Source organism: Leifsonia sp. NPDC056665 (assembly GCF_042791795.1).
Taxonomy (GTDB): domain Bacteria; phylum Actinomycetota; class Actinomycetes; order Actinomycetales; family Microbacteriaceae; genus Leifsonia.
On record NZ_JBHTXK010000001.1, the window covers coordinates 72,045 to 91,122 of the forward strand.

A 19,078-nucleotide genomic window follows, 5' to 3' on the forward strand; every position below is an offset into this window, starting at 1 on the left:
TGCGGCTCTAGGCGGTCAGCGGCCGGGGCGGAGCCGGACGACGGCGTCGCTCCAGCGCACGACCTTGCGCGACCGGAGGTGGTCGATCTCCTCGTAGAGCCGCGCCTCCCGTGCTTCGACCGCCTGGACGTCCTCGAGCAGACCGTCGATGCGCTGCTTGCCCTCGTCGATGTAGCCGAGCAGCTCCGCGGTCCGCGCGTCCGCCGCGGCCTGCGCCTGGCGCTGCTCGATCTCGAGTCGCGCGATCGAGGGCGCCCAGCGGCGCGCCGACGCCAATTCCGCGCCGTCGAGCGGCACATCGGCGACCGGGGACTCGAAGGCCTCTGCGACGCGGAGGTCCCGCACGAGGGTCCCGTCGGCGACGGCCGCCTCGACCTCGGCGGCGTCCGGGTGACGGAGCACGTAGTAGGCGAACAGCAGGCCGTTCAGGTAGCGACGGTACTCGCGCATCCCGTGGTGGTTCGGGCTGGGCTGGAGGTCGGGGTTCGACGCGTACGCACGTCCCGACTTCTCGACCTTGCCTTCGAACTGCTCCCAGGAGCGCCACGGGAAGTGGAGCACCTCCAGCGCCAGCTCCGCCGGGACCTCGCCCTGCCGCTCGAGGTTGACGAAGTGGTTGCCCTGCGCGACCTCGATGTCGGGCGAGCCGATGTGGACTGCGTCGGCCGTCGCGTGCGCGTGGATGCCGAGCGCGTTCATCCGCTCGACCGGGCGCCTGTCCTGCAGGGTGAGCCGCTGCAGGCCCGTTCCACGGGCAGCAGGATCGCCGATCATGTCGATGACCTCGACCGGGAACGTGCGCAGCGACACCGGCATCTCGGAGAGGACGTCGCGCACGGTCGCGCCACCCGCCTTCGGAAGCCAGAACTCGTCGGCGTCGGCGTTGATGACCCAGTCCGCGCCGTGCACCGTCGCGGCGTCGCGCGCCATTCCGGTGACCACGCTGAACTGCTGCTTGCGCTGGACGGGATCGTGACGGAGGTCGATGCGATCGCCGTAGGACTCCAGGATCTCGGTCGTGCCGTCGACGGATCCGTTGTCGGTCACGATGATGGCGTCCGCGCCCTGCGCGATCAGGTTGTCGATCACCGGTCCCACGATGTCCGCCTCGTCGCGGACCATCAGCGTGACGGCAAGTCTCACGGGTTTCCTCACTACTATTCGGGAATTCACACAATCATGCCATAGCGCGAATCGTCGTCCGGACCTTTCCCGGGAGCTACCTTGTAGACTCGGTGGGTTCATCAGCAGAGCAGAGTGGTCGAGGGGTTCGGAACGAATGAAGAAGCGCCGCAACGGAGTCGTCTCCGTCGTCCTGGTCAACTTCCGGGGGGCCGACGACACGATCGAATGCGTGCGCGGTCTTCGGGAGCTCAACTGGCCGTCCGACCGGCTGGAGATCGTCGTCGTCGAGAACGGCTCCGGTGACGACAGCCTCGAGAAGCTGAAGGCGCTCGGCGACGACATCATCCTGATCGACTCCGGCGCCAACCTCGGCTTCACCGGAGGCTGCAACCTCGGGGTCGAGCACTCCAACGGCGAGTTCGTCGCGTTCCTCAACAACGACGCGAAGCCGCACCCCGACTGGATCTCCGAGGCGATCGCGACCTTCGACGGCGGCCGCGAGATCGGCGCGGTCGCCAGCAAGGTCCTCGACTGGGACGGCGTCGACGTCGACTTCGTCGACGGCTCGGTGACCTGGTACGGCATGGGATACAAGCCGCACGCCGGCGAGAAGGACCGCGGGACCTGGGATGTCGAGAAGGACGTCCTCTTCGGCACCGGCGCCGCCATGTTCATCCGCGCGGAGGTCTTCGAGGAGCTCGGCGGATTCGACGACAACTACTTCATGTTCTACGACGACGTCGACCTCGGCTGGCGCCTCAACCTGCTGGGCTACCGCTTCCGGTTCCAGCCGAAGTCGCTGGCCTTCCACAAGCACCACGCGTCGATGAACAAGTTCGGCAACTTCCGCGAGGAGTACCTGCTCGAGCGCAACGCGCTGTACACGCTCTACAAGAACCTCGAGGACGAGTCGCTCCGCGACGTCTTCGCCGGCGCCCTCCTGCTCGCCGTCCGGCGCGCGGTGGCGCGCGGTCGCCTCGACTCCACCTCCCTCGACCTGCGCAACCCCGGCGACGACTCGCAGCGCGAATCGCCCGTCGACAAGTCGACGCTCGCCGGGATCTTCGCCATCGACCAGTTCGTCGAGCACCTCCCGGAGGCCACCGCCGAGCGCGAGAAGGTCCAGAGCACGCGCGTGCGCTCGGACCGCGAGCTGATCCGGCTCTTCGGGAAGGTCGACGAGCCGGCGTACCCGATCGAGTCCTATCTCGCGGGCTACGAGAAGATCGTGACCCAGCTCGACGTGCTCTCGGCGACCGCGAAACGGCGCATCCTCGTCGTGACCGGCGACCCGATCGGCGGCAAGATGGCCGGCCCGGCGATCCGCGCCTGGCACATCGCCAAGGAGCTCTCGTCCGAGCACGACGTGCGTCTGGTGAGCTACACGCGGGTCGAGAAGCTGGACGGCATCCCCTTCGAGACCGCGGTCATCTCCCACCACCACCCGTCGTCCGTCAACGAGCACGAGGCGTGGGCCGACGTCATCATCGCCCAGGGCAACGGCATCGCGCTGTTCCCGGCCCTTGCGAAGACCGAGAAGGTCCTCGTCGTCGATGTCTACGATCCGATGCACCTCGAACAGCTCGAGCAGGGTCGTGGCCAGGCGATCAAGGCCTGGGACAAGCAGATCTCGGACGCGACCTCGACGCTGAACCACCAGCTCCTGCTCGGTGACTTCTTCCTCTGCGCCAGCGACCGCCAGCGGCACTTCTGGCTGGGCCAGCTCGCCGCGCTCGGCCGCGTCAACGCGTACACGTACTCCCGCGACTCCGAGCTCGACTCGCTCATCGCCATCGCCCCCTTCGGGATCTCGAGCGACGAACCGGTCCAGAGCCGGCACGCCATCCGCGGCCAGGTGCCCGGCATCGGCGCGGACGACAAGGTGATCGTCTGGGGCGGCGGCATCTACAACTGGTTCGACCCGGAGACGCTGATCCGGGCCGTCGCCGAGGTCGCGAAGCGCCACGACGACGTCCGTCTCTTCTTCATGGGCGTCAAGCACCCCAACCCCGATGTGCCCGAGATGGAGATCGTCGCGACCTCCCGCGCGCTCGCCGCCCAGCTCGGTGTGCTCGGAGTCAACGTCTTCTTCAACGACAACTGGGTGGACTTCGACGACCGCCAGAACTTCCTGCTCGACGCCGACCTCGGCGTCTCCACCCACTTCCAGCACGTCGAGACCACCTTCTCGTTCCGCACCCGCATCCTCGACTACCTCTGGTCGGGCCTGCCGATCGTGACGACGGAGGGCGACTCGTTCGGCGACCTGGTGGCCGCGGAGAACCTCGGCGCGGCCGTTCCCGAGCGCGACCAGGCCGCACTCGTCGACGCCCTCGAGACCTACCTCTACGACCCCGAGAAGGTCGCAGCGGCCCGCGAGAACGTCGCCCGCGTGCGCGACGACTTCCGCTGGTCGCGCACCCTCGCGGCGCTGGTCGAGTTCTGCAAGGCCCCGGTCCACGCCGCCGATAAGAAGGTGGCGTCCGCCAAGCGCGAGAAGGCCGTCAAGACGACCGCCAAGCGTGTGCCGAGCACCGGTATCCGCCGGGACGTGGAGCGCGCGATGTACTACCTCCGCGAGGGCGGTCCGACGGCTGTCGTGGAGCGGTACCGGGCGCGCGCGGTCCGCCGCCGCGACGCCCAGAGCTGACTCGATGTCGCCTCGCGTCCTCGTCGTCACCGTCACCTACGCGTCGTCAGAGGTCCTCCCCGCCTTCCTGGCGTCCCTGACCGGGGCAGGCGCGTCGATCGCCGAGACCGTGGTGGTGGAGAACTCCTCCCCCGACGCCGCGGTGACCCGCGAGCTCGCCCTCGCCGCGGGGGCCCGCTTCGTGGACGCCGGCGGCAACAGAGGCTACGGCGGCGGGGTCGCCGCCGCGCTCGCCACGATCGAGGACGAGTACGACTACCTGCTCGTCGTCAACCCGGACGTCGTCTTCGCCGAAGGGGCCGTCGACCTGCTCGTCCGCGCAGCGGAGGAGATGCCGGGAGGCGGATCGTTCGGGCCGCGGATCCTGACGGCCGAAGGCGATGTGTACCCGTCGGCCCGCCGGCTGCCCTCGCTGCGCACCGGAATCGCACACGGCCTCTTCGGCCGGGTCTGGCCGTCGAACCCGTGGTCCGTCGCCTATCGCGCCGAAGGCCAGACCGACCGTCGCCGCGCCGCCGGCTGGCTCTCCGGTGCCTGCGTCCTCATCCGCACGACCGCCTGGCGCGAGGTCGGCGGCTTCGACCTCGGCTACTTCATGTACTTCGAGGACGTCGACCTGGGCGACCGCCTCGGCCGGGCGGGATGGCGGAACATCTACGTGCCGGATGCCGTCATCACGCACACCGGCGCCCACTCGGCCTCCCGCGAGGTCAAGCGGATGGAGCGCGCACACCACGACAGCGCCTACCGCTACCTCTCCCGCCGCTACTCGGCCTGGTACTTCGCTCCGCTGCGCCTGGCGCTGCGCCTCGGGCTCTGGGGGCGGCTCTGGTGGATCTCCCGCTGAGACCGCTGCGCCGCTAGCGGATCAGGGGGAGCACGGGACGATCGCGCCGACGTCCGACGTCAGCACCGACGTGCCGCCCAGGAGGACGATCTTCTTGACCCCCATGCTCACCAGGGTGTTGCCGATGCTCCGAGGCACGCACCCGCCCTGCACGACGAACAGCGGTGCTCCCTGGGCTCCGGCCGCGGCGGCCCCCGACAACGCGTCGGGGAAGCTCCATCCCGTGGCGAGGTAGGCCGTCTGGGCCGTCTTGTACGCCGCGGCGTTCAGGACCTGGCTGGTCTGGAACCGGTCGGCGCCGCCGAGTCGCGTGACGGACCGGCCCATCCCGGTCAGCTCGGTCTGCATGCCGTCCGGCACGACGCTCGTCCCGCCGACGAGGACGAGGGTGGAGATCGGCTTGCCTGCCAGGTAGGTCTTGGTCGCCGGGTCGAGCGCGGGGCTCCGTCCGTCGACGAGGATCACGGGACGCTTCGACGACCCGGCGGCGGAGCTCGCGGAGAGCGCGTCGGGGAAGCTCAGCCCGGAGGCGAGGTACGCTCCGGTCGCACCGGGGAACGCGAAGTCGGCGACCTTCCGGGAGGTCTCGAAACGGTCGGCCCCCGCGACACGGACGACCAGGGTCTGAAGCGACCCGATCGCACTGAGGACGCCGTCGCTGACCGCTGCGGGGCCGCCGACGACGATCACGCTCTTCGGCGCGAGCCTCCGCAGTTCGGTGGCCACCGACGCCGGGAGCTGATTCTGTCCGACGAGCAGGAGCGGGGCCTTCTGAGCGGCCGCGGCCGGCGCCGCCGAGATGGCGTCGGCGAAGTCGACCCCGGAGGCGATGTAGACCGTGCCGCCCGTCGTGGACGGGTAGGTGGCCTGCGACACGGCGGCCGAGGTCGCGAACCGGTCGGCGCCCTGGAGCCGGGCGGTGGACGGGGCTCCCCCGATGGCGGACGAGTAGAAGGCGCTGAGGCAGCCGAGCGGAGTGCTCCCCGCTCCGTTGCCCGGCGAGGGCAGCGCGGTGACGCACGCGTAGTACTGCCCGTCGCCGCTGCGCGGGATGCTGACGGAGAAGCCGTGGGCGTTGCCCGCGCCCGGATACGCGGCGCCGACGTCGGGCCGGTCCAGGTTGGCCGTCACCGTCCGGCTCGCGAGGCCGGCCGGGGTGTTGTACGTCACGAGGACGTCGATCGACGTGCGCATGAGGGACTTGTCGAGCGCCCAGCCGCGGACGTCGAACGTCGACGCGGACAGGCTCGCCTGGTCGAAGCTGCCCATCGGGGCGACGCCGCCGGTGGTCGGGCCGAACCAGTCGGAGTACAGGCGCCAGAAGTTGCGGTTGCCATAGGCGGAGCAGGCGTCTCCCGTGCCGTAGAGGTTCGCGAGCGCCGCGGCGTTCGGCTGGTAGGGCGTGTAGTAGTAGAGCGCGGCCGTCGCGGCGTTGCGGATCAGCACCGGACTGGAGCCGCAGGACGCGGTGGGGCTGTACCGGATGGAGCTCGTCGCCCCGACCGGGTACCACGTGAAGCTGTTGCTCGTGCCCGGCGGGTTGCCGTAGCGCTTGAACTGCCAGGCCGCCATGTACACCTGGTTGTAGAAGCCGTAGTAGAGGGTGTTGCACGCGGACGTGTCCGGACAGGCGTATCCCGTCGCCTTGAGGAACTGGCCGGTCGACGGCCAGTCGTCGGTGACCAGGCTCTGCTCCTTCTCGAGCAGGACGAGGAGCACCTTCTGGCTGATGCCGCAGGCGGCCCCCACCCGCGCGATGATGGTCGCCGCGGACTCCCCCGCCGCGCCGGTGTACGGCGTGCACATCGCGTCGCCCGGACGGCTGACCGTGTTCTCGCGGTAGTCCTTGAGGCAGGTGTAGCCGGCCCGGCAGGTGGGGACCTGCGCGTTCAGGAAGCCCTGGATCGTCGCGGCGTCGAGCGCCTGGCCGTTGTAGAAGTTGAAGTCGCTGATGATGTAGCCGGGATCGAAGGACGACCCCACGACCGTCTTCACGATGCCGCTCGGACTCTCGCGCACCGCGGCAGGCGGGGCAGCCGACGCCGCCCCCGCTGCCAGCGCGTCGCCGCAGACGAGCGCCACGACCATCGCGACGATGGCGTACAGCGGCGGGTGTCTGAACGTCTTCACAGGAACCGACCCTAGCCGCTGCAGACCGAGAGGGCGGCGACCGACCCACCGAGGGCCGCCGTGCCGCCGACGAGCACGAGGCCGGTCGCGCCGAGGCGGGCGACCTCGGTCACCACGGTCTGGGGGATGCAGGTGGCCGGCCCGATGTACAGCGGGTGCCGGCTCACCCCCGCGAGGGCGGAGCCGGAGAGCGCGTCAGGGAAGGTGGCGGAGGACGCCAGGTAGAGCTGCGTGCTGGAGGCGAAGGCGTTCTGGTTGACCGCCTGCGCCGTCGCGAAGCGATCGGCGCCCTGGAGCCGCTGGACCGTCCCGAGACCGCTCAGCGACGAGGCGTACTGATCCGTGATCGCGGCGGCGCCGCCGACGATGTCGAGCGTCGACGCGTGCAGGCCGCTGACGAGCTGCGCGGTGGCGGAGTCGACGGTGCCGACGCCCGGCACCAGGACCACCGGGGAGGACCCGCTGCCTGCGGCCGCACCGGACGACAGCGCGTCGGGGAAGTTGCCGCCGGAGGCGAAGTACATCTTGCTCGCGGAGCCGAACGCCTGCTGCACGATCGCCCGAGAGGTCTGGTACCGATCGGCGCCCCACACCCGCTGCACCTGCGGCGCGAGCTGCTGGAGCTGGGCGAAGACGCCGTCGGAGACGGCCGCCGTGCCGCCGACCACGATGATCTTGGGCGGCGCGAGCCGCTGGATCTCGGAGGAGACCGACGAGGGCAGCTCGGTCGTCCCGGTCAGCAGCAGCGGGCCGCCGAGCTTGACCGCGGCCGGCCCCGCGCTCAGTGCGTCGGGGAAGGTCATCCCGCTCGCGACGACGACGACCTGTGCCGAGCCGGGGTTCGGGTACGCCTGCTTGGACACCTGCACCGACGTGTCGAAGCGGTCGCTGCCGGAGATCCTGCTCACGGCCGGCGCGGCGACCAGGGTGACGGTGCCGCTGGTGACCGGCGACTTCGAGTAGGTGCCCCACGTCGCCCGGATGCGGTAGCTGTGCGTGCCGACGGCCGGCGACGGGACCGACCAGGCGCCGCTGGAGTCCGGGTTGGTGGTCGCGCTCGGCCCCTGCGCGTCCGTCCGGCCGTCCCAGTAGACGGCGACGGTCGTCTGCGGGTCCGCGCCGGCGACCGTGCCGGTGAACGCGCCGCCGGTGAAGTACGCGCCGCCGCTGGGCACCGCAGTCGCGGGCGTGGACACGCCGACCCCGAGCTCCCAGTCGGGCTGCATGCTGGTCACGCTCGGCTGCGCGGCGGCGGACACCATCGGGAAGAAGACGCCGATCTCGCCGCTGCCGCAACTCGTGCTCTGCGAGCTCCCCGAGGTGGTGCCGAGAGCGAACGAGCCGACGAGGGCGGCCCCTCCGCTGTCGCCCTCGATGACGCAGGCGCTCGTCACCACGGCGTTGACGTTCTGGCCGCCGACGGTCACCGGGGTGTCGACGGCGAGGATGGTGCCGCAGGTCCAGCCGCTGCTCGACCCGGACTTGCACATCGGGGCGCCCGCCACGCCTGCGGTGTCGCCGCGCACGGCGAGCTGGCTGGCTTCGGGCGCGCCGGCGCCGCCGCCCCAGGTGGAGACCGCCGGGCCGGACGAATACGCCGGGTTCGTGACGTTGACGCGCGCCGTGTCGGAGCCGCCGCCGTACTGGACGGTCCCCGCGACGTTCCCGAGCTGTGCGCCCCAGTACGCGTTGGGGTCGCTCGGCATCGCCTGCTGGATGCCGCTGACGCTTCCGGAGTAGCCCGCGACGCAGTGCCCTGCCGTCACGAAGTCCACCCGCTGCGCCGGGCCGACGCCGTTGAAGCCGATGGAGCAGCGGATGCCGGTGTTCCCGGTCAGGTACCCCCAGGCCGTCCCGCCCACGGCGTTGCTGTTGGCGGCGGAGAAGTCGCGGTGCGCATACGTCGACGGCGGCGCCTGGCCGACCGTCACCTGCGCGCCGGTCGACTGTGCGACCGCGACATCGGCCGCGGAAGTCACCCGCAAGCTCAGCCGGGTGCCGTCCAGCTGGGCGTCGGCGACGTGGACGCCCTCGGCCTTCAGCTTCGCGACGAGACGCCCCGCGTCCTGCGCGGCCGCGGCACGGCTGAGGTAGTCGGTCGGGGTCAGCCCGAGATCGCGCTGGACCGCGTCGGCGAGGCCGTGCGGAAGCTCGGCCGCCGGGCCGGCGAAGCGCGACGGCGCGTAGTCGCCCATGTGCCCGACGGGGGTTCCGTGGCTCGGCGGTTCGGCAGCGGACGCTCCGGGAGCTGCTGCGGAAACCACGCCGACCACAAGGGCGACGGCCGCGAGCGCGGCCGATGCCGCTCTGGCGCTGAACATCTCGTGGAGCCCCCCTTCCGACAGACGCTCTCCACCCTAACCTCGGGCGTCGACCGGATCGAGGGGCCCCTCTAACCCCGATAGGGGGTCACGGCCGTGCTCGCTCAGCGCTCCAGCAGCGTGTTCAGGTAGTGGCCGTAGCCGCTCTTGACCAGCGGGCCGGCGAGTTCTGCGAGTCGCTCGTCGTCGATCCAGCCGGCGCGCCAGGCGACCTCCTCGACGCAGCCGACCTTGAAGCCCTGCCTGTCCTCGATGACGCGCACGTACTCCGACGCCTGCATCATCGACTCGAACGTCCCCGTGTCGAGCCACGCCGTTCCGCGGTCGAGCACCTGCACCTGCAGCTTGCCCGCCTGGAGGTAGCGCTCGTTGACCGTGGAGATCTCCAGCTCGCCGCGCGCGCTCGGCTCGATGGTCTTGGCGATCTCGACCACGGAGTTGTCGTAGAAGTAGAGGCCGGGGACCGCGTACTTGCTCTTCGGCTTGACCGGCTTCTCCTCGATGGAGACCGCGGTGAAGTTGTCGTCGAACTCGACGACGCCGTAGGCCGTCGGGTCGCTGACCTGGTACGCGAAGATGAGGGCGCCGTCGATGTCGGCGTGCTGGCGCAGCGACGAGCCGAGACCGGTGCCGTGGAAGATGTTGTCGCCGAGGACCAGTGCGACCGACTCGTCGCCGATGAACTCCTCGCCGATGATGAACGCCTGCGCGAGGCCGTCGGGCGAGGGCTGCACCGCGTACTCGAGCCGGATGCCGAGCTGCGACCCGTCGCCGAAGAGGGCGCGGAACTGCTCGTTGTACTCGGGGGTGGTGATGATCAGGATCTCGTTGATCCCGGCCATCATCAGCGTGGACAGCGGGTAGTAGACCATCGGCTTGTCGTAGATGGGCATGAGTTGCTTCGAGATGCCCTTGGTGATGGGCCACAGCCGGGTGCCGGAGCCGCCGGCGAGGATGATTCCGCGCATGAGGTAGTGGTCGTCCTTACTTCTCGTCCAGCGAAGCGTAGAAGGCGCGCGCCGCGTCCCAGGTGGGAAGCAGCCCGCTCTCCTTCGCCTGCAGGAGGCCGGGGGCGTCGGTGTCCTTGGCGGACAGCAGGAGCTCGTCCGCCGGCACGGGGAACTCGAGGGCGATGTCGCCGTCCAGCGGGTTGATCCCGTGCTCACGTCCCGGATTGTAGACGTCGGTCACCAGGTAGCTCACGGTCGCATCCTCGGTCAGCGCGACGAAGCAGTGCCCGAGGCCCTCCGCGACGTAGATCGACCGGCGGTCGGTGTCGTCCAGGAGCACCGAGTCCCACTGGCCGAATGTCGGCGAGCCGACGCGGATGTCGATCACGAAGTCGAGGACGGCGCCCCGGTTGGCGCTCACGTACTTGGCCTGGCTCGGCGGGATGTCGGCGAAGTGGACTCCCCTGACGGAGCCGCGGCGCGACACCGAGGTGTTCCCCTGCTTGAGGTCGAGCGAGTGCCCCACCGCCTCCTCGAGGCGGTCGAACCGGTACCACTCCATGAAGACGCCGCGGTCGTCGCGGTGCTGCTGGGGGGTGATCTCGTAGGCGTCCGGGATGTTGAGTTCTCGAATCTGCACCCGGGGAGTCTACTGGCAGATGCTGAGCGCCCCCACCGCGTCGGTCAGCGACGCCGTGCCGCCGAGCAGGCCGATCGACGACGACCGCAGCGACAGCTCCGCCGCCCCGGAGATGACGCAGTCGGCGGGGGTGACCAGGAGCGGGCTCCCGATCCTGCCGGCGTACGCCGCCCCGGACAGCGCGTCGGGGAAGACCGCGGCCGACGCGTACAGCGTCTTCGCGGTCGCGGACGGGAACGCGTCGGCGTTGACCGCGAGGCTCGTGCGGAACCGGTCGGCGCCGGCCACGCGGGTGACCGTGAACCCGGCCGAGCTCAGCCCGGAGGCGTAGGAGTCGGGAATGACCGCTGTCCCGCCGATCAGCTTGACCGTCGTGACGTTCATGCTGTGCAGGGTGGCGATGATCGCGGCGTCCGGTGCGTCGCCGCCGACGAGGATCACCGGCAGGTGCTGGGCGCCTGCGGCCGCGCCCGCGGACAGGGCGTCGGGGAAGTTCATCCCCGAGGCGAGGTAGGCCGTGGAGACGGTGGGGTACGCATCGGAGGCGATGTCGCGGGACGTCTCGAAGCGGTCGGCTCCCGCGATGCGGGTGACCGTCGCGCTGGGCACGGCTGCTCGGAGAGCTGCCACGACGCCGTCGGTGACCGAGGCGGGTCCGCCCGCCACGTAGATCGTCTGCGGGTTCAGCCGCTGGAGCTCCGTGGAGACGGACGTGGGAAGGGTGTCCGACCCGGTCAGGAGGAGCGGTCCGCCTTTGGCGACCGCAGCGGGGGCCGCGGCGAGCGCGTCGGGGAACGTGTAGCCGCTGGCGATGTAGGCGGCCGGGATGCCGGCGCCGGGCGTCGGGAACGCCGCCTGCGAGATCGCGACGGAGGTGGCGAACCGGTCGGCGCCGGACAGCCGGCTGATCGCGGGCACGGAGCCCGCGGTCGACGGGCCGTCGTACCAGGCGTTGAAGAGGTACCAGAAGTTGCGGATGCCGTACTCGGAGCAGCCGTCGCCTTCACCCGGGTAGTTCGCGAGGGACGCAGCGTTCGGGGTGTACGGCGTGTAGTAGTAGAGCGCCGCGGTGGCCTTGTTCTGGATGGCGACCTGCTTCGAGCCGCAGTTGGAAGGGTCAGTGTGGTAGAGCACCGGGCTCACCTTGCCGACCGGGTAGTGGTTGAAGGTCGCCGTGTCGACGCCGTACTCCTTCAACTGCCAGGCCGCGCCGTAGACCTGGTTGAAGAACCCGGTCGACGTCGGCGAGGAGTCGCAGGACGGGTCGGCGCCCACATCCGGGCAGTTCCAGCCCGTGGCGTGGTCGTACATCCACTGCGTGGGCGAGCCCGTGGAGACGAGCCCCTCCTCCTTCTGGATCATGGCGATCAGCACCACGGGGTTGATACCGCAGGCCACGCCGACGCCGGAGATGATCTGTGAGGCCAAGGCGTTCGTCACCCCGGTGTACGGCTGGCACGCCGCGCCGCCGGCCTTCGAGGGCGTCGTCGTCCTGAAGACGTTCAGGCACGGCGAGCCGTCGGTCCCGGTCACACACCCGTTGTTCGTCGCCTTCATGTCGAGGAACGACTGGATGCGCGCCTGATTCCACGCGCTCCCGTTGTAGAACACAACGTCGCTGATCAGGTCGCCGTCCACGAACTTCGACAGGTCCGCATCCACGGCCGACGACGGCGAGAACGAGTCGCGGAGCCCCTCCTGGAGGTTCTTCTGCAGCTGCGCGGCGCTCGGCTGGTCGAACCCTCCTCCACCGCTTCCGCCCCCGGCGTCGTTCGCGGCCGTGGCCGGAACAGCCGTGCCCACGGCGACCGCGAGCGCGATGACGGACGTGACGATGAGCCGGACCGCAGTCCGCTTCCCCCCAGAGACCATCTCTGCAGGATAGCGGTCGTCAGCGGTCTCCCGTCAACGACCCGGTAGAATCGGCGGCGGACATTTTCCGATCTCCCAAGGCAGGTCATACCCCCTATGAAGATTCTCGTCACCGGCGGCGCCGGTTTCATCGGCTCCAACTTCGTCCGCCGCACCCTGCAGGACGCCTACCCGGGCCTGGAGGGCGCCGAGGTCGTCGTCCTCGACGCACTGACCTACTCGGGCAACCTGGCGAACCTCGCCCCGGTCGCTGCCTCCCCGCGCTACACCTTCGTCAAGGGCGACATCCGCGACGGCGGCCTGCTGGACGAGCTGTTCCCGACGATCGACGCCGTGGTGCACTTCGCCGCCGAGTCGCACGTCGACCGCTCGGTGCGCGACGCGTCGATCTTCGTGGAGACCAACGTCCTCGGCACGCAGCAGCTGCTCGACGCCGCGCTGCGCAACAAGGTCGAGCGCTTCGTGCACGTGTCCACCGACGAGGTCTACGGCTCGATCGCGGAGGGCTCGTGGGACGAGGACCGCCCGCTGGAGCCGAACTCGCCGTACTCGGCGTCGAAGGCCGGCAGCGACCTCCTCGCCCGCAGCTACTTCCGCACGCACGGGCTCAACCTGTCGATCACGCGCTGCTCGAACAACTACGGCCCGTACCACTTCCCCGAGAAGGTCATCCCGCTCTTCGTCACCAACCTGATCGACGACAAGCACGTCCCGCTGTACGGCGAGGGCAACAACATCCGCGACTGGCTGCACGTCGACGACCACACCCGCGGCATCGCGATGGTGCTCGTGAACGGCCGCGCCGGCGAGATCTACAACATCGGCGGCGGCACCGAGCTCACCAACAAGGAGCTCACTCAGCTGCTGCTCGACGCGACCGGAAAGGACTGGTCGTACGTCGACCGCGTCGCCGACCGGCTCGGCCACGACCTGCGCTACTCCGTCGACATCTCCAAGATCCAGAACGAGCTCGGCTACGAGCCGCTGGTCCCGTTCCAGCAGGGCCTCGCCGACGTGGTGCAGTGGTACCGCGACAACCGCGACTGGTGGGAGCCGCTCAAGGCCCGCGCCGCGCTGGACAACTGATGCGCGTCCTCGTCGCCGGAGCGAACGGACAGCTCGGCCAGGACCTGCAGAAGGCGCTGGCCGCGCACGGGCACGAGGTGACGGCCCTCGGCCGCGCCGGGCTCGACGTGACCGACCGTGAGGCGGCCGTCGCCGCGGCCGCCGGCCACGACGCCGTCGTCAACGCGTCCGCCTACACCAAGGTGGACGACGCCGAGACGCACGAGGACGAGGCCTACGCGATCAACGCCCTCGGCACCGAGAACCTGGCCGTCGCCGCCGCGCAGGCCGGCGCCAGGTACGTGACCGTCTCCACCGACTACGTGTTCGACGGCCACGCCACCGAGCCGTACGCCGAGGACACCCCGCGCGACCCGATCAACGCCTACGGCCGCACCAAGGCGGCCGGCGAGGAGCTCGCGCTCGCTGCCCACCCGGACGGCGCCTACATCGTGCGCACCGCGTGGCTCTACGGCGCAGGCGGCCCGAACTTCGCCAAGACGATGGTGAAACTCGCCGGCAGCCACGAGACGGTGAGCGTCGTCGCCGACCAGCTCGGCCAGCCGACGTGGACCGGCGACCTCGCCGAGCAGATCGTCTCCCTCCTGGAGTCCGACGCCCCCGCAGGGGTCTACCACGGCACGAACTCGGGCGAGGCGAGCTGGTTCGAGTTCGCGAAGGCGGTCTTCAGCGCCGCCGGATTGAACCCTGATAGGGTCACACCGACCGACAGCGCGACGTTCGTCCGACCCGCACCCCGACCGTCCTATTCCGTGCTCGCGCACGGTGCCTGGGCGAAGGCCGGACTCGCGCCGATGCGGTCGTGGGAGGCCGCCCTGGCAGACGCCGCACGGCAGGGAGTCCTGGACCTGGAGACGAATGACGACACTCAGCGTGGTGGTCGATGAGCTCACCTCGGCCGAGACCGGCGGAGCCCGCCGGTACACCGAGGAGCTGACCCGTCAGCTGATCGTCACCGCACCCGCGGGCTGCGAGGTGCGTGCGTACGTCTCCAACGTCCCCGACGAGCAGCTCGCCGAGTTGCGCGCGGCGCTTCCCGGCCTCGCCGACCTGGTGCGACTGCCGCTCGCCCGCCGCGAGCTCGCGCTCGCCTGGCAGTCCGGCATCGCCGTCGGCGGCGTGCGCGGGATGCTGCACGCGCCGAGCCTTTTAGCTCCGCTCCGCAAGCACGACACCCTGAACGACGGCGACCAGGTCGCCGTGACCATCCACGACGCCCTCGCCTGGACGCATCCCGAGTCGCTCGGCGCCACGTCGGTGATGTGGACGAAGTCGATGGCCAAGCGCGCCCGCAAGCACGCCGACGCGATCGTCGTGCCCACCCACGCGGTGGCGAACAGCCTCCCCGAGTCCCTCGACTTCGGCGACCGCATCCGGGTCATCGGCGGCGCCCCCGCGACGACGCTCCGGCTCCCGGCCGACGCCGACGAGCGCGCGGCCCGGCTCGGCCTGCCGCCGGTCTACGCGTTCACGCTGGGCTCGATCATGCCCCGCAAGGGCATCGCGCCGCTCATCCGCGCCATCGCCCTGCCCGAGGCCCACGACATCCCGCTGCTCATCGCCGGCCCCGACCGCTACGGCGACGGCACGGCGACCGGTGTCGCCGCCGCTGCCGGCCTGCCGGAGGACCGCGTGCGCGCGCTCGGCAGGCTGGACGATGCCGACCTCGCGGTCGTCCTCGACCGGGCGACGCTGTTCGTCTACCCGAGCCTCGCCGAGGGCTTCGGCCTGCCGATCGTGGAGGCCTTCAAGTTCGGCCTCCCGGTCATCCACTCCGACGACCCCGCCCTGGTGGAGGTCGCCGCCGGCGCGAGCCTGGTCGTGGAGCGGCCTGCCTCCGCCGAGGACGACGCCGGCTACAGCGAGCGCCTCGCCGGCGCGATCGGCCGCGTGCTCGACGACGGCGAGCTGCGCAGCCGCATCGGGGTCCTCGCCTCCGACCGCGCCCGCGCCTTCAGCTGGCGCGACTCCGCCGAGCGCGTCTGGCAACTTCACGCGGACCTCTGACGCTCAGCGAGCGGCGACGCTCAGCGGGCGGCGACGCCCTCGCGAGCCTTCTCGGACTCCCGCGTCTCGTCCTCGGGGCCGAACCAGGCGCGGTAGCGGGCCGAGGCCCACTCGCCTGCCGCCTTCGACCAGCCGTGGCTGCGCTTCTCGATCAGCCAGGTGAAGCCGACCGCGACCAGCACCGCCAGCGGGAGCGCGAACAGCAGCGGCACGTACCAGGCCTGCCCGGCGAACAGGTAGGTGCTGAACAGGATGATCGGCACGTGCACCAGGTACAGGCTGAACGAGATCACGCCGAGGAACTGCAGTGGCCGCGACTCGAACACCACGCGCAGCGGCGTCCAGCCGAGCGCGGCGACCACGAGCCCGGCCGCGGCCAGCGGGACGAGCCCCTTCAGCACGTTGTCGAGCTCCGGGATGCTCCCGACGCCGGGGCCGACCAGCCACGGCGCGATGAGCAGCAGCGCGCTGCCGACCGTGAGCCCGGCCCACAGCGGATGACGGAACCAGCGGGTGTTGATCCGCGCGGCGGCGTCGCGGACGACGTCGAGCCGCACCGCGATGATCGCGCCGACGAAGAACGCCGGAAAGTACTCCAGCTCGCCCGACCCGGCGTGCGCGCCGAGCCAGGTCAGCGCGCAGGCCAGCGCCAGGCCGCCGATCCACCACTTGCGCACGGCGAGCGCCGCGATCGCGAACACCGGCAGCAGCAGCGAAAACGCGAGCTCCCAGCGCAGCGACCACAGCGGGTTGTTGATCTGGCCGTCGCCGCCGAGCAGGTCGATCGCCTTGACGATGTACTCCCACGAGAAGTTCGGCGTCGAGGAGTTGCTGAGCCACGTCCCGCCCGGCTGGGTACTGATCTGCGGGATGGCGGCGACCCACGCCGCTGCGAGCACGACCGACGCCGCGACCGGCACCATGAGCCGCACCACGCGGCGCGGGAAGTAGGCGACCCAGTCGAAGCCGCGCCGGCGCACCACGGGCAGCGTCACCACCAGCCCGGACAGCACGAAGAACACGATCACCGACTCCACACCGGCGGAGGCCAGCTTGAGCGGCGTGTAGCTGATCCACCACATGAAGGAGCCGGCCGGGGCGTGGCCGCCGCCCGGCGCGCCGGGGAACTCGGGGTTGGTGTAGAGCGCGTGGTGGAAGACGACCACGACCGCCGCAAGGCCGCGGAGCCCGTCGAGGGCCGTCAGGCGTGCAGTGCTCTTCGTCAGCGTCTTCTCGTCCACGTTCCACCTGTACCCGTCATAGGCGGGCGACGGTACCGGCGGGCGCTGGGTGGTTCCTGTGACCTGTTCAGGGGTCACCTGGAAGGCAGGGTCAGACGATCAGGTCGCGCGCCAGGGCGGTCTCGATGAACGGAGCCAGCGATTTCGCGTACGTCTGCGTCAGGTGCTGCCGATCCTTGTAGACGATCACGCCGCCGATCACGACGGGGCACTCGGCGGGCGTGCAGAAGTACGGGCTCAGGTCGATCACCATCACCCCGGGAACACCCTTCGCGGCGTCGAGCAGCGGCTGCGGCCGCCCGTCGAGCGCTGTCGGCCGCGGCCCCGCGCACGCCTCCGACCGGTCCTCGGGATGCGCGGCGACGCAGTCGGGCACGTCCTGCGGCTCGTACGGCGTGTCGGCCATCGCGACGACCTTCGCCCCGTCGTGGATGAACGCCTCCATCGCCGCCCGATGCGCCGCGACCTGGCTCTCGTAGGATCCCTGCGACAGACCCACCGCGGTGTACCCGGCCGGAACGAGCGCGGCGTCGATGACCGCCGCCGGGGCGAGCGCCGCGATGCTCCGCAGGGAACCGGCGACCCACGCGGCGCAGGACGCATCTGCCACGCCGTCCGACGAGATCACCGGGGAGTCGGCCATCGGGCACGACGGGTGCACGTAGGTCACCAGCCTCAGATGCCGGGACCGGGCGATGTCGTCGAGCGGAGCGACCCACTGGCGCGCGTGGGAGTCGCCGACCACGGCGATCGACTCCGCACCCTTCGGGTCCCCGTACACGCAGGCCTTGCCGTCGGAGATCTGCTCGAGCACCGTGCCGCCCGCGCAGGTGCCGCTCTCGATCCCGTGGGCGTCGTTCTTCGCGAAGGCCGGATCCACCGGTGGGGCCTTGGCCGGGTCGCAGTGCGCGTCGGGCCGCATCGACATCGCCCCGAAGCATCCGGTGTGCGCCTTCAGCTCGGCCAGCGTGGAGGCCGCCGCCGCCCGCGTGTCCGCCCGTGCCGTCGCGGTGAAACCCGTCGCGACCACCAGGACGGCCACGACGCCCACCCACGCCGTTCCGAGCGTGATGGCGTGCTGATACCGGTGCTTGATGCCGAGGAAGGGGTCTTCGACGAAGTACTTCGACCCTGCGGCGAGCAGGACGGAGAAGGCGATCAGCGTCAGCGTCTGCGGCAGGACCGGCTTGTGGCCGAACACGAAGGGGAACAGCACGATCACCGGCCAGTGCCAGAGGTAGAGCGAGTAGGAGACGCCGCCCAGCCACTGCACCGGCCGCAGCCGGTAGAGGGCGCCGAGCGCGGTGGACGGCATCCCGGCCCAGAGCACCAGCAGAGTGCCCGCGACCGGGATGGCCGCGTACAGCCCCGGGAACGGCAGCTGGCCGTTCATGAGGAGCCCGCACGAGCCGATCACGACCATGCCGGCGAGGGAGACGCCGGTGCGCACGCCGACGGGCGCCCGCCAGCCGAGGCCGGCCAGCAGGCTTCCTGCGGCGAACTCCCACGCCCGCGTGCCCGTCGAGAAGTAGGCGACCGCGTGGTCGTTCGCCGTGAGCACGACCGAGTACCAGAGCGACCCGGCGAAGATCGCCGCGAGGCACCAGCCGGCCGCCGCGCGCCAGCGCGTACGGAAGAGGACGATCGTCAGGATGAGCAGCAGCGGCATCACCAGGTAGAACTGCTCCTCGACCGAGAGCGTCCAGAAGTGCTGCACGGGCGACGCGTCGTTGTTGGCCGCCAGGTAGTCCACCGAGTTCGCCGCGAGCAGCCAGTTCTGCACGTAGAGGGTGGCGGCGACGACCTCGCTGTAGAACTGGTCCCACAGGTGGCGCGGGACCCAGAGCGCGATCGCCAGCGACACCGAGACGGTCACGAGCAGCGAGGCCGGCAGGAGGCGTTTGGCCCGCCGGAGCAGGAACCGCCCGTAGCGGATCCGCCCGGTACGGCCGGCCTCCCGCAGCAGGTTGCCGGTGATCAGGAAGCCGCTGATGACGAAGAAGACATCGACGCCCACGAAGCCGCCCGGCAACCGGGTCGGGAAGAAGTGGAAGATCACCACGAGCCCGACGGCGATGGCGCGCAGCGCTTGGATCTCCGGGCGCATCCGGCGCGCACCGGTGCGGGACGAGGCGCTCATCGGCTCCCCTTCCGCATCCGTGCCGTGGACCGCCGTCCAGTCTATGAAACGCCGAGCGAGGAGGACGCC

General features: G+C 70.6%; 13 protein-coding genes. 5 read left to right on the plus strand and 8 right to left on the minus strand.

The window, feature by feature from the left end:
• Positions 1 to 15: 15 nt before the first annotated feature.
• Positions 16 to 1,143 carry a glycosyltransferase family 2 protein gene (locus ACFQ9V_RS00315; RefSeq protein ID WP_382457194.1) on the minus strand — a complete coding sequence of 376 codons (1,128 nt, stop codon included), beginning with the start codon at positions 1,141 to 1,143 and terminating at the stop codon, positions 16 to 18.
• Between the two features lie 136 nt (positions 1,144 to 1,279).
• Here ACFQ9V_RS00315 and ACFQ9V_RS00320 point away from each other — a divergent pair, with 136 nt between their 5' ends.
• Positions 1,280 to 3,775, plus strand: a complete 2,496-nt coding sequence (locus ACFQ9V_RS00320) for a glycosyltransferase (protein ID WP_382457195.1) — start codon at positions 1,280 to 1,282, stop codon at positions 3,773 to 3,775.
• A gap of 4 nt (positions 3,776 to 3,779) precedes the next feature.
• Positions 3,780 to 4,622, plus strand: a complete 843-nt coding sequence (locus tag ACFQ9V_RS00325; protein ID WP_382457196.1) for a glycosyltransferase — start codon at positions 3,780 to 3,782, stop codon at positions 4,620 to 4,622.
• 21 nt (positions 4,623 to 4,643) lie between these two features.
• Here ACFQ9V_RS00325 and ACFQ9V_RS00330 read toward each other — a convergent pair whose 3' ends face one another.
• The 5 genes from ACFQ9V_RS00330 to ACFQ9V_RS00350 all read right to left on the minus strand — a co-directional run bounded on the left by ACFQ9V_RS00330 (position 4,644) and on the right by ACFQ9V_RS00350 (position 12,535).
• Positions 4,644 to 6,752: a cell wall-binding repeat-containing protein gene (locus ACFQ9V_RS00330; RefSeq protein WP_382457197.1), complete on the minus strand. Its 2,109-nt coding sequence runs from the start codon at positions 6,750 to 6,752 to the stop codon at positions 4,644 to 4,646.
• Positions 6,753 to 6,763: 11 nt separating this feature from the next.
• Positions 6,764 to 9,073, minus strand: a complete 2,310-nt coding sequence (locus tag ACFQ9V_RS00335) for a cell wall-binding repeat-containing protein (protein WP_382457198.1) — start codon at positions 9,071 to 9,073, stop codon at positions 6,764 to 6,766.
• Positions 9,074 to 9,177: 104 nt separating this feature from the next.
• Positions 9,178 to 10,041: a glucose-1-phosphate thymidylyltransferase RfbA gene (gene rfbA, locus ACFQ9V_RS00340; RefSeq protein WP_382457199.1), complete on the minus strand. Its 864-nt coding sequence runs from the start codon at positions 10,039 to 10,041 to the stop codon at positions 9,178 to 9,180.
• Between the two features lie 16 nt (positions 10,042 to 10,057).
• Positions 10,058 to 10,663 (minus strand): dTDP-4-dehydrorhamnose 3,5-epimerase family protein, encoded by a 606-nt coding sequence (locus ACFQ9V_RS00345; protein WP_382457200.1) that lies wholly within the window; start codon positions 10,661 to 10,663, stop codon positions 10,058 to 10,060.
• A gap of 9 nt (positions 10,664 to 10,672) precedes the next feature.
• A complete protein-coding gene (locus tag ACFQ9V_RS00350) occupies positions 10,673 to 12,535 on the minus strand; it encodes a cell wall-binding repeat-containing protein (RefSeq protein ID WP_382457201.1) in 1,863 nt (620 codons plus the stop codon).
• Between the two features lie 96 nt (positions 12,536 to 12,631).
• Here ACFQ9V_RS00350 and rfbB point away from each other — a divergent pair, with 96 nt between their 5' ends.
• The 3 genes from rfbB to ACFQ9V_RS00365 are packed head-to-tail and all read left to right on the plus strand — an operon-like array spanning position 12,632 to position 15,628.
• A complete protein-coding gene (rfbB, locus tag ACFQ9V_RS00355) occupies positions 12,632 to 13,621 on the plus strand; it encodes a dTDP-glucose 4,6-dehydratase (RefSeq protein ID WP_382457202.1) in 990 nt (329 codons plus the stop codon).
• A complete protein-coding gene (gene rfbD / locus ACFQ9V_RS00360; protein ID WP_382457203.1) occupies positions 13,621 to 14,508 on the plus strand; it encodes a dTDP-4-dehydrorhamnose reductase in 888 nt (295 codons plus the stop codon). The genes rfbB and rfbD overlap by 1 nt, the downstream gene beginning before the upstream one ends.
• Positions 14,480 to 15,628 carry a glycosyltransferase family 4 protein gene (locus ACFQ9V_RS00365; RefSeq protein WP_382457204.1) on the plus strand — a complete coding sequence of 383 codons (1,149 nt, stop codon included), beginning with the start codon at positions 14,480 to 14,482 and terminating at the stop codon, positions 15,626 to 15,628. The genes rfbD and ACFQ9V_RS00365 overlap by 29 nt, the downstream gene beginning before the upstream one ends.
• Positions 15,629 to 15,648: 20 nt before the next feature.
• Here ACFQ9V_RS00365 and ACFQ9V_RS00370 read toward each other — a convergent pair whose 3' ends face one another.
• Entirely contained in the window at positions 15,649 to 16,869 is a 1,221-nt protein-coding gene (locus ACFQ9V_RS00370; RefSeq protein WP_382457205.1) for an acyltransferase family protein, read from the minus strand.
• Between the two features lie 91 nt (positions 16,870 to 16,960).
• The gene (locus ACFQ9V_RS00375; RefSeq protein WP_382457206.1) at positions 16,961 to 19,009 is read right to left on the minus strand and encodes an acyltransferase family protein; all 2,049 of its coding nucleotides are present in this window, start codon (positions 19,007 to 19,009) and stop codon (positions 16,961 to 16,963) included.
• Positions 19,010 to 19,078 lie beyond the last annotated feature (69 nt).

Excerpts from the sequence above, each read along its gene's own strand:
- ACFQ9V_RS00375 (WP_382457206.1), bottom strand. The coding sequence starts at position 19,009 with ATGAGCGCCTCGTCCCGCACCGGTGCGCGCCGGATGCGCCCGGAGATC.
- ACFQ9V_RS00320 (WP_382457195.1), top strand. The coding sequence starts at position 1,280 with ATGAAGAAGCGCCGCAACGGAGTCGTCTCCGTCGTCCTGGTCAACTTC.
- ACFQ9V_RS00350 (WP_382457201.1), bottom strand. The coding sequence starts at position 12,535 with ATGGTCTCTGGGGGGAAGCGGACTGCGGTCCGGCTCATCGTCACGTCC.
- ACFQ9V_RS00325 (WP_382457196.1), top strand. The coding sequence starts at position 3,780 with ATGTCGCCTCGCGTCCTCGTCGTCACCGTCACCTACGCGTCGTCAGAG.
- ACFQ9V_RS00335 (WP_382457198.1), bottom strand. The coding sequence starts at position 9,073 with ATGTTCAGCGCCAGAGCGGCATCGGCCGCGCTCGCGGCCGTCGCCCTT.
- rfbA (WP_382457199.1), bottom strand. The coding sequence starts at position 10,041 with ATGCGCGGAATCATCCTCGCCGGCGGCTCCGGCACCCGGCTGTGGCCC.
- rfbB (WP_382457202.1), top strand. The coding sequence starts at position 12,632 with ATGAAGATTCTCGTCACCGGCGGCGCCGGTTTCATCGGCTCCAACTTC.
- rfbD (WP_382457203.1), top strand. The coding sequence starts at position 13,621 with ATGCGCGTCCTCGTCGCCGGAGCGAACGGACAGCTCGGCCAGGACCTG.
- ACFQ9V_RS00365 (WP_382457204.1), top strand. The coding sequence starts at position 14,480 with ATGACGACACTCAGCGTGGTGGTCGATGAGCTCACCTCGGCCGAGACC.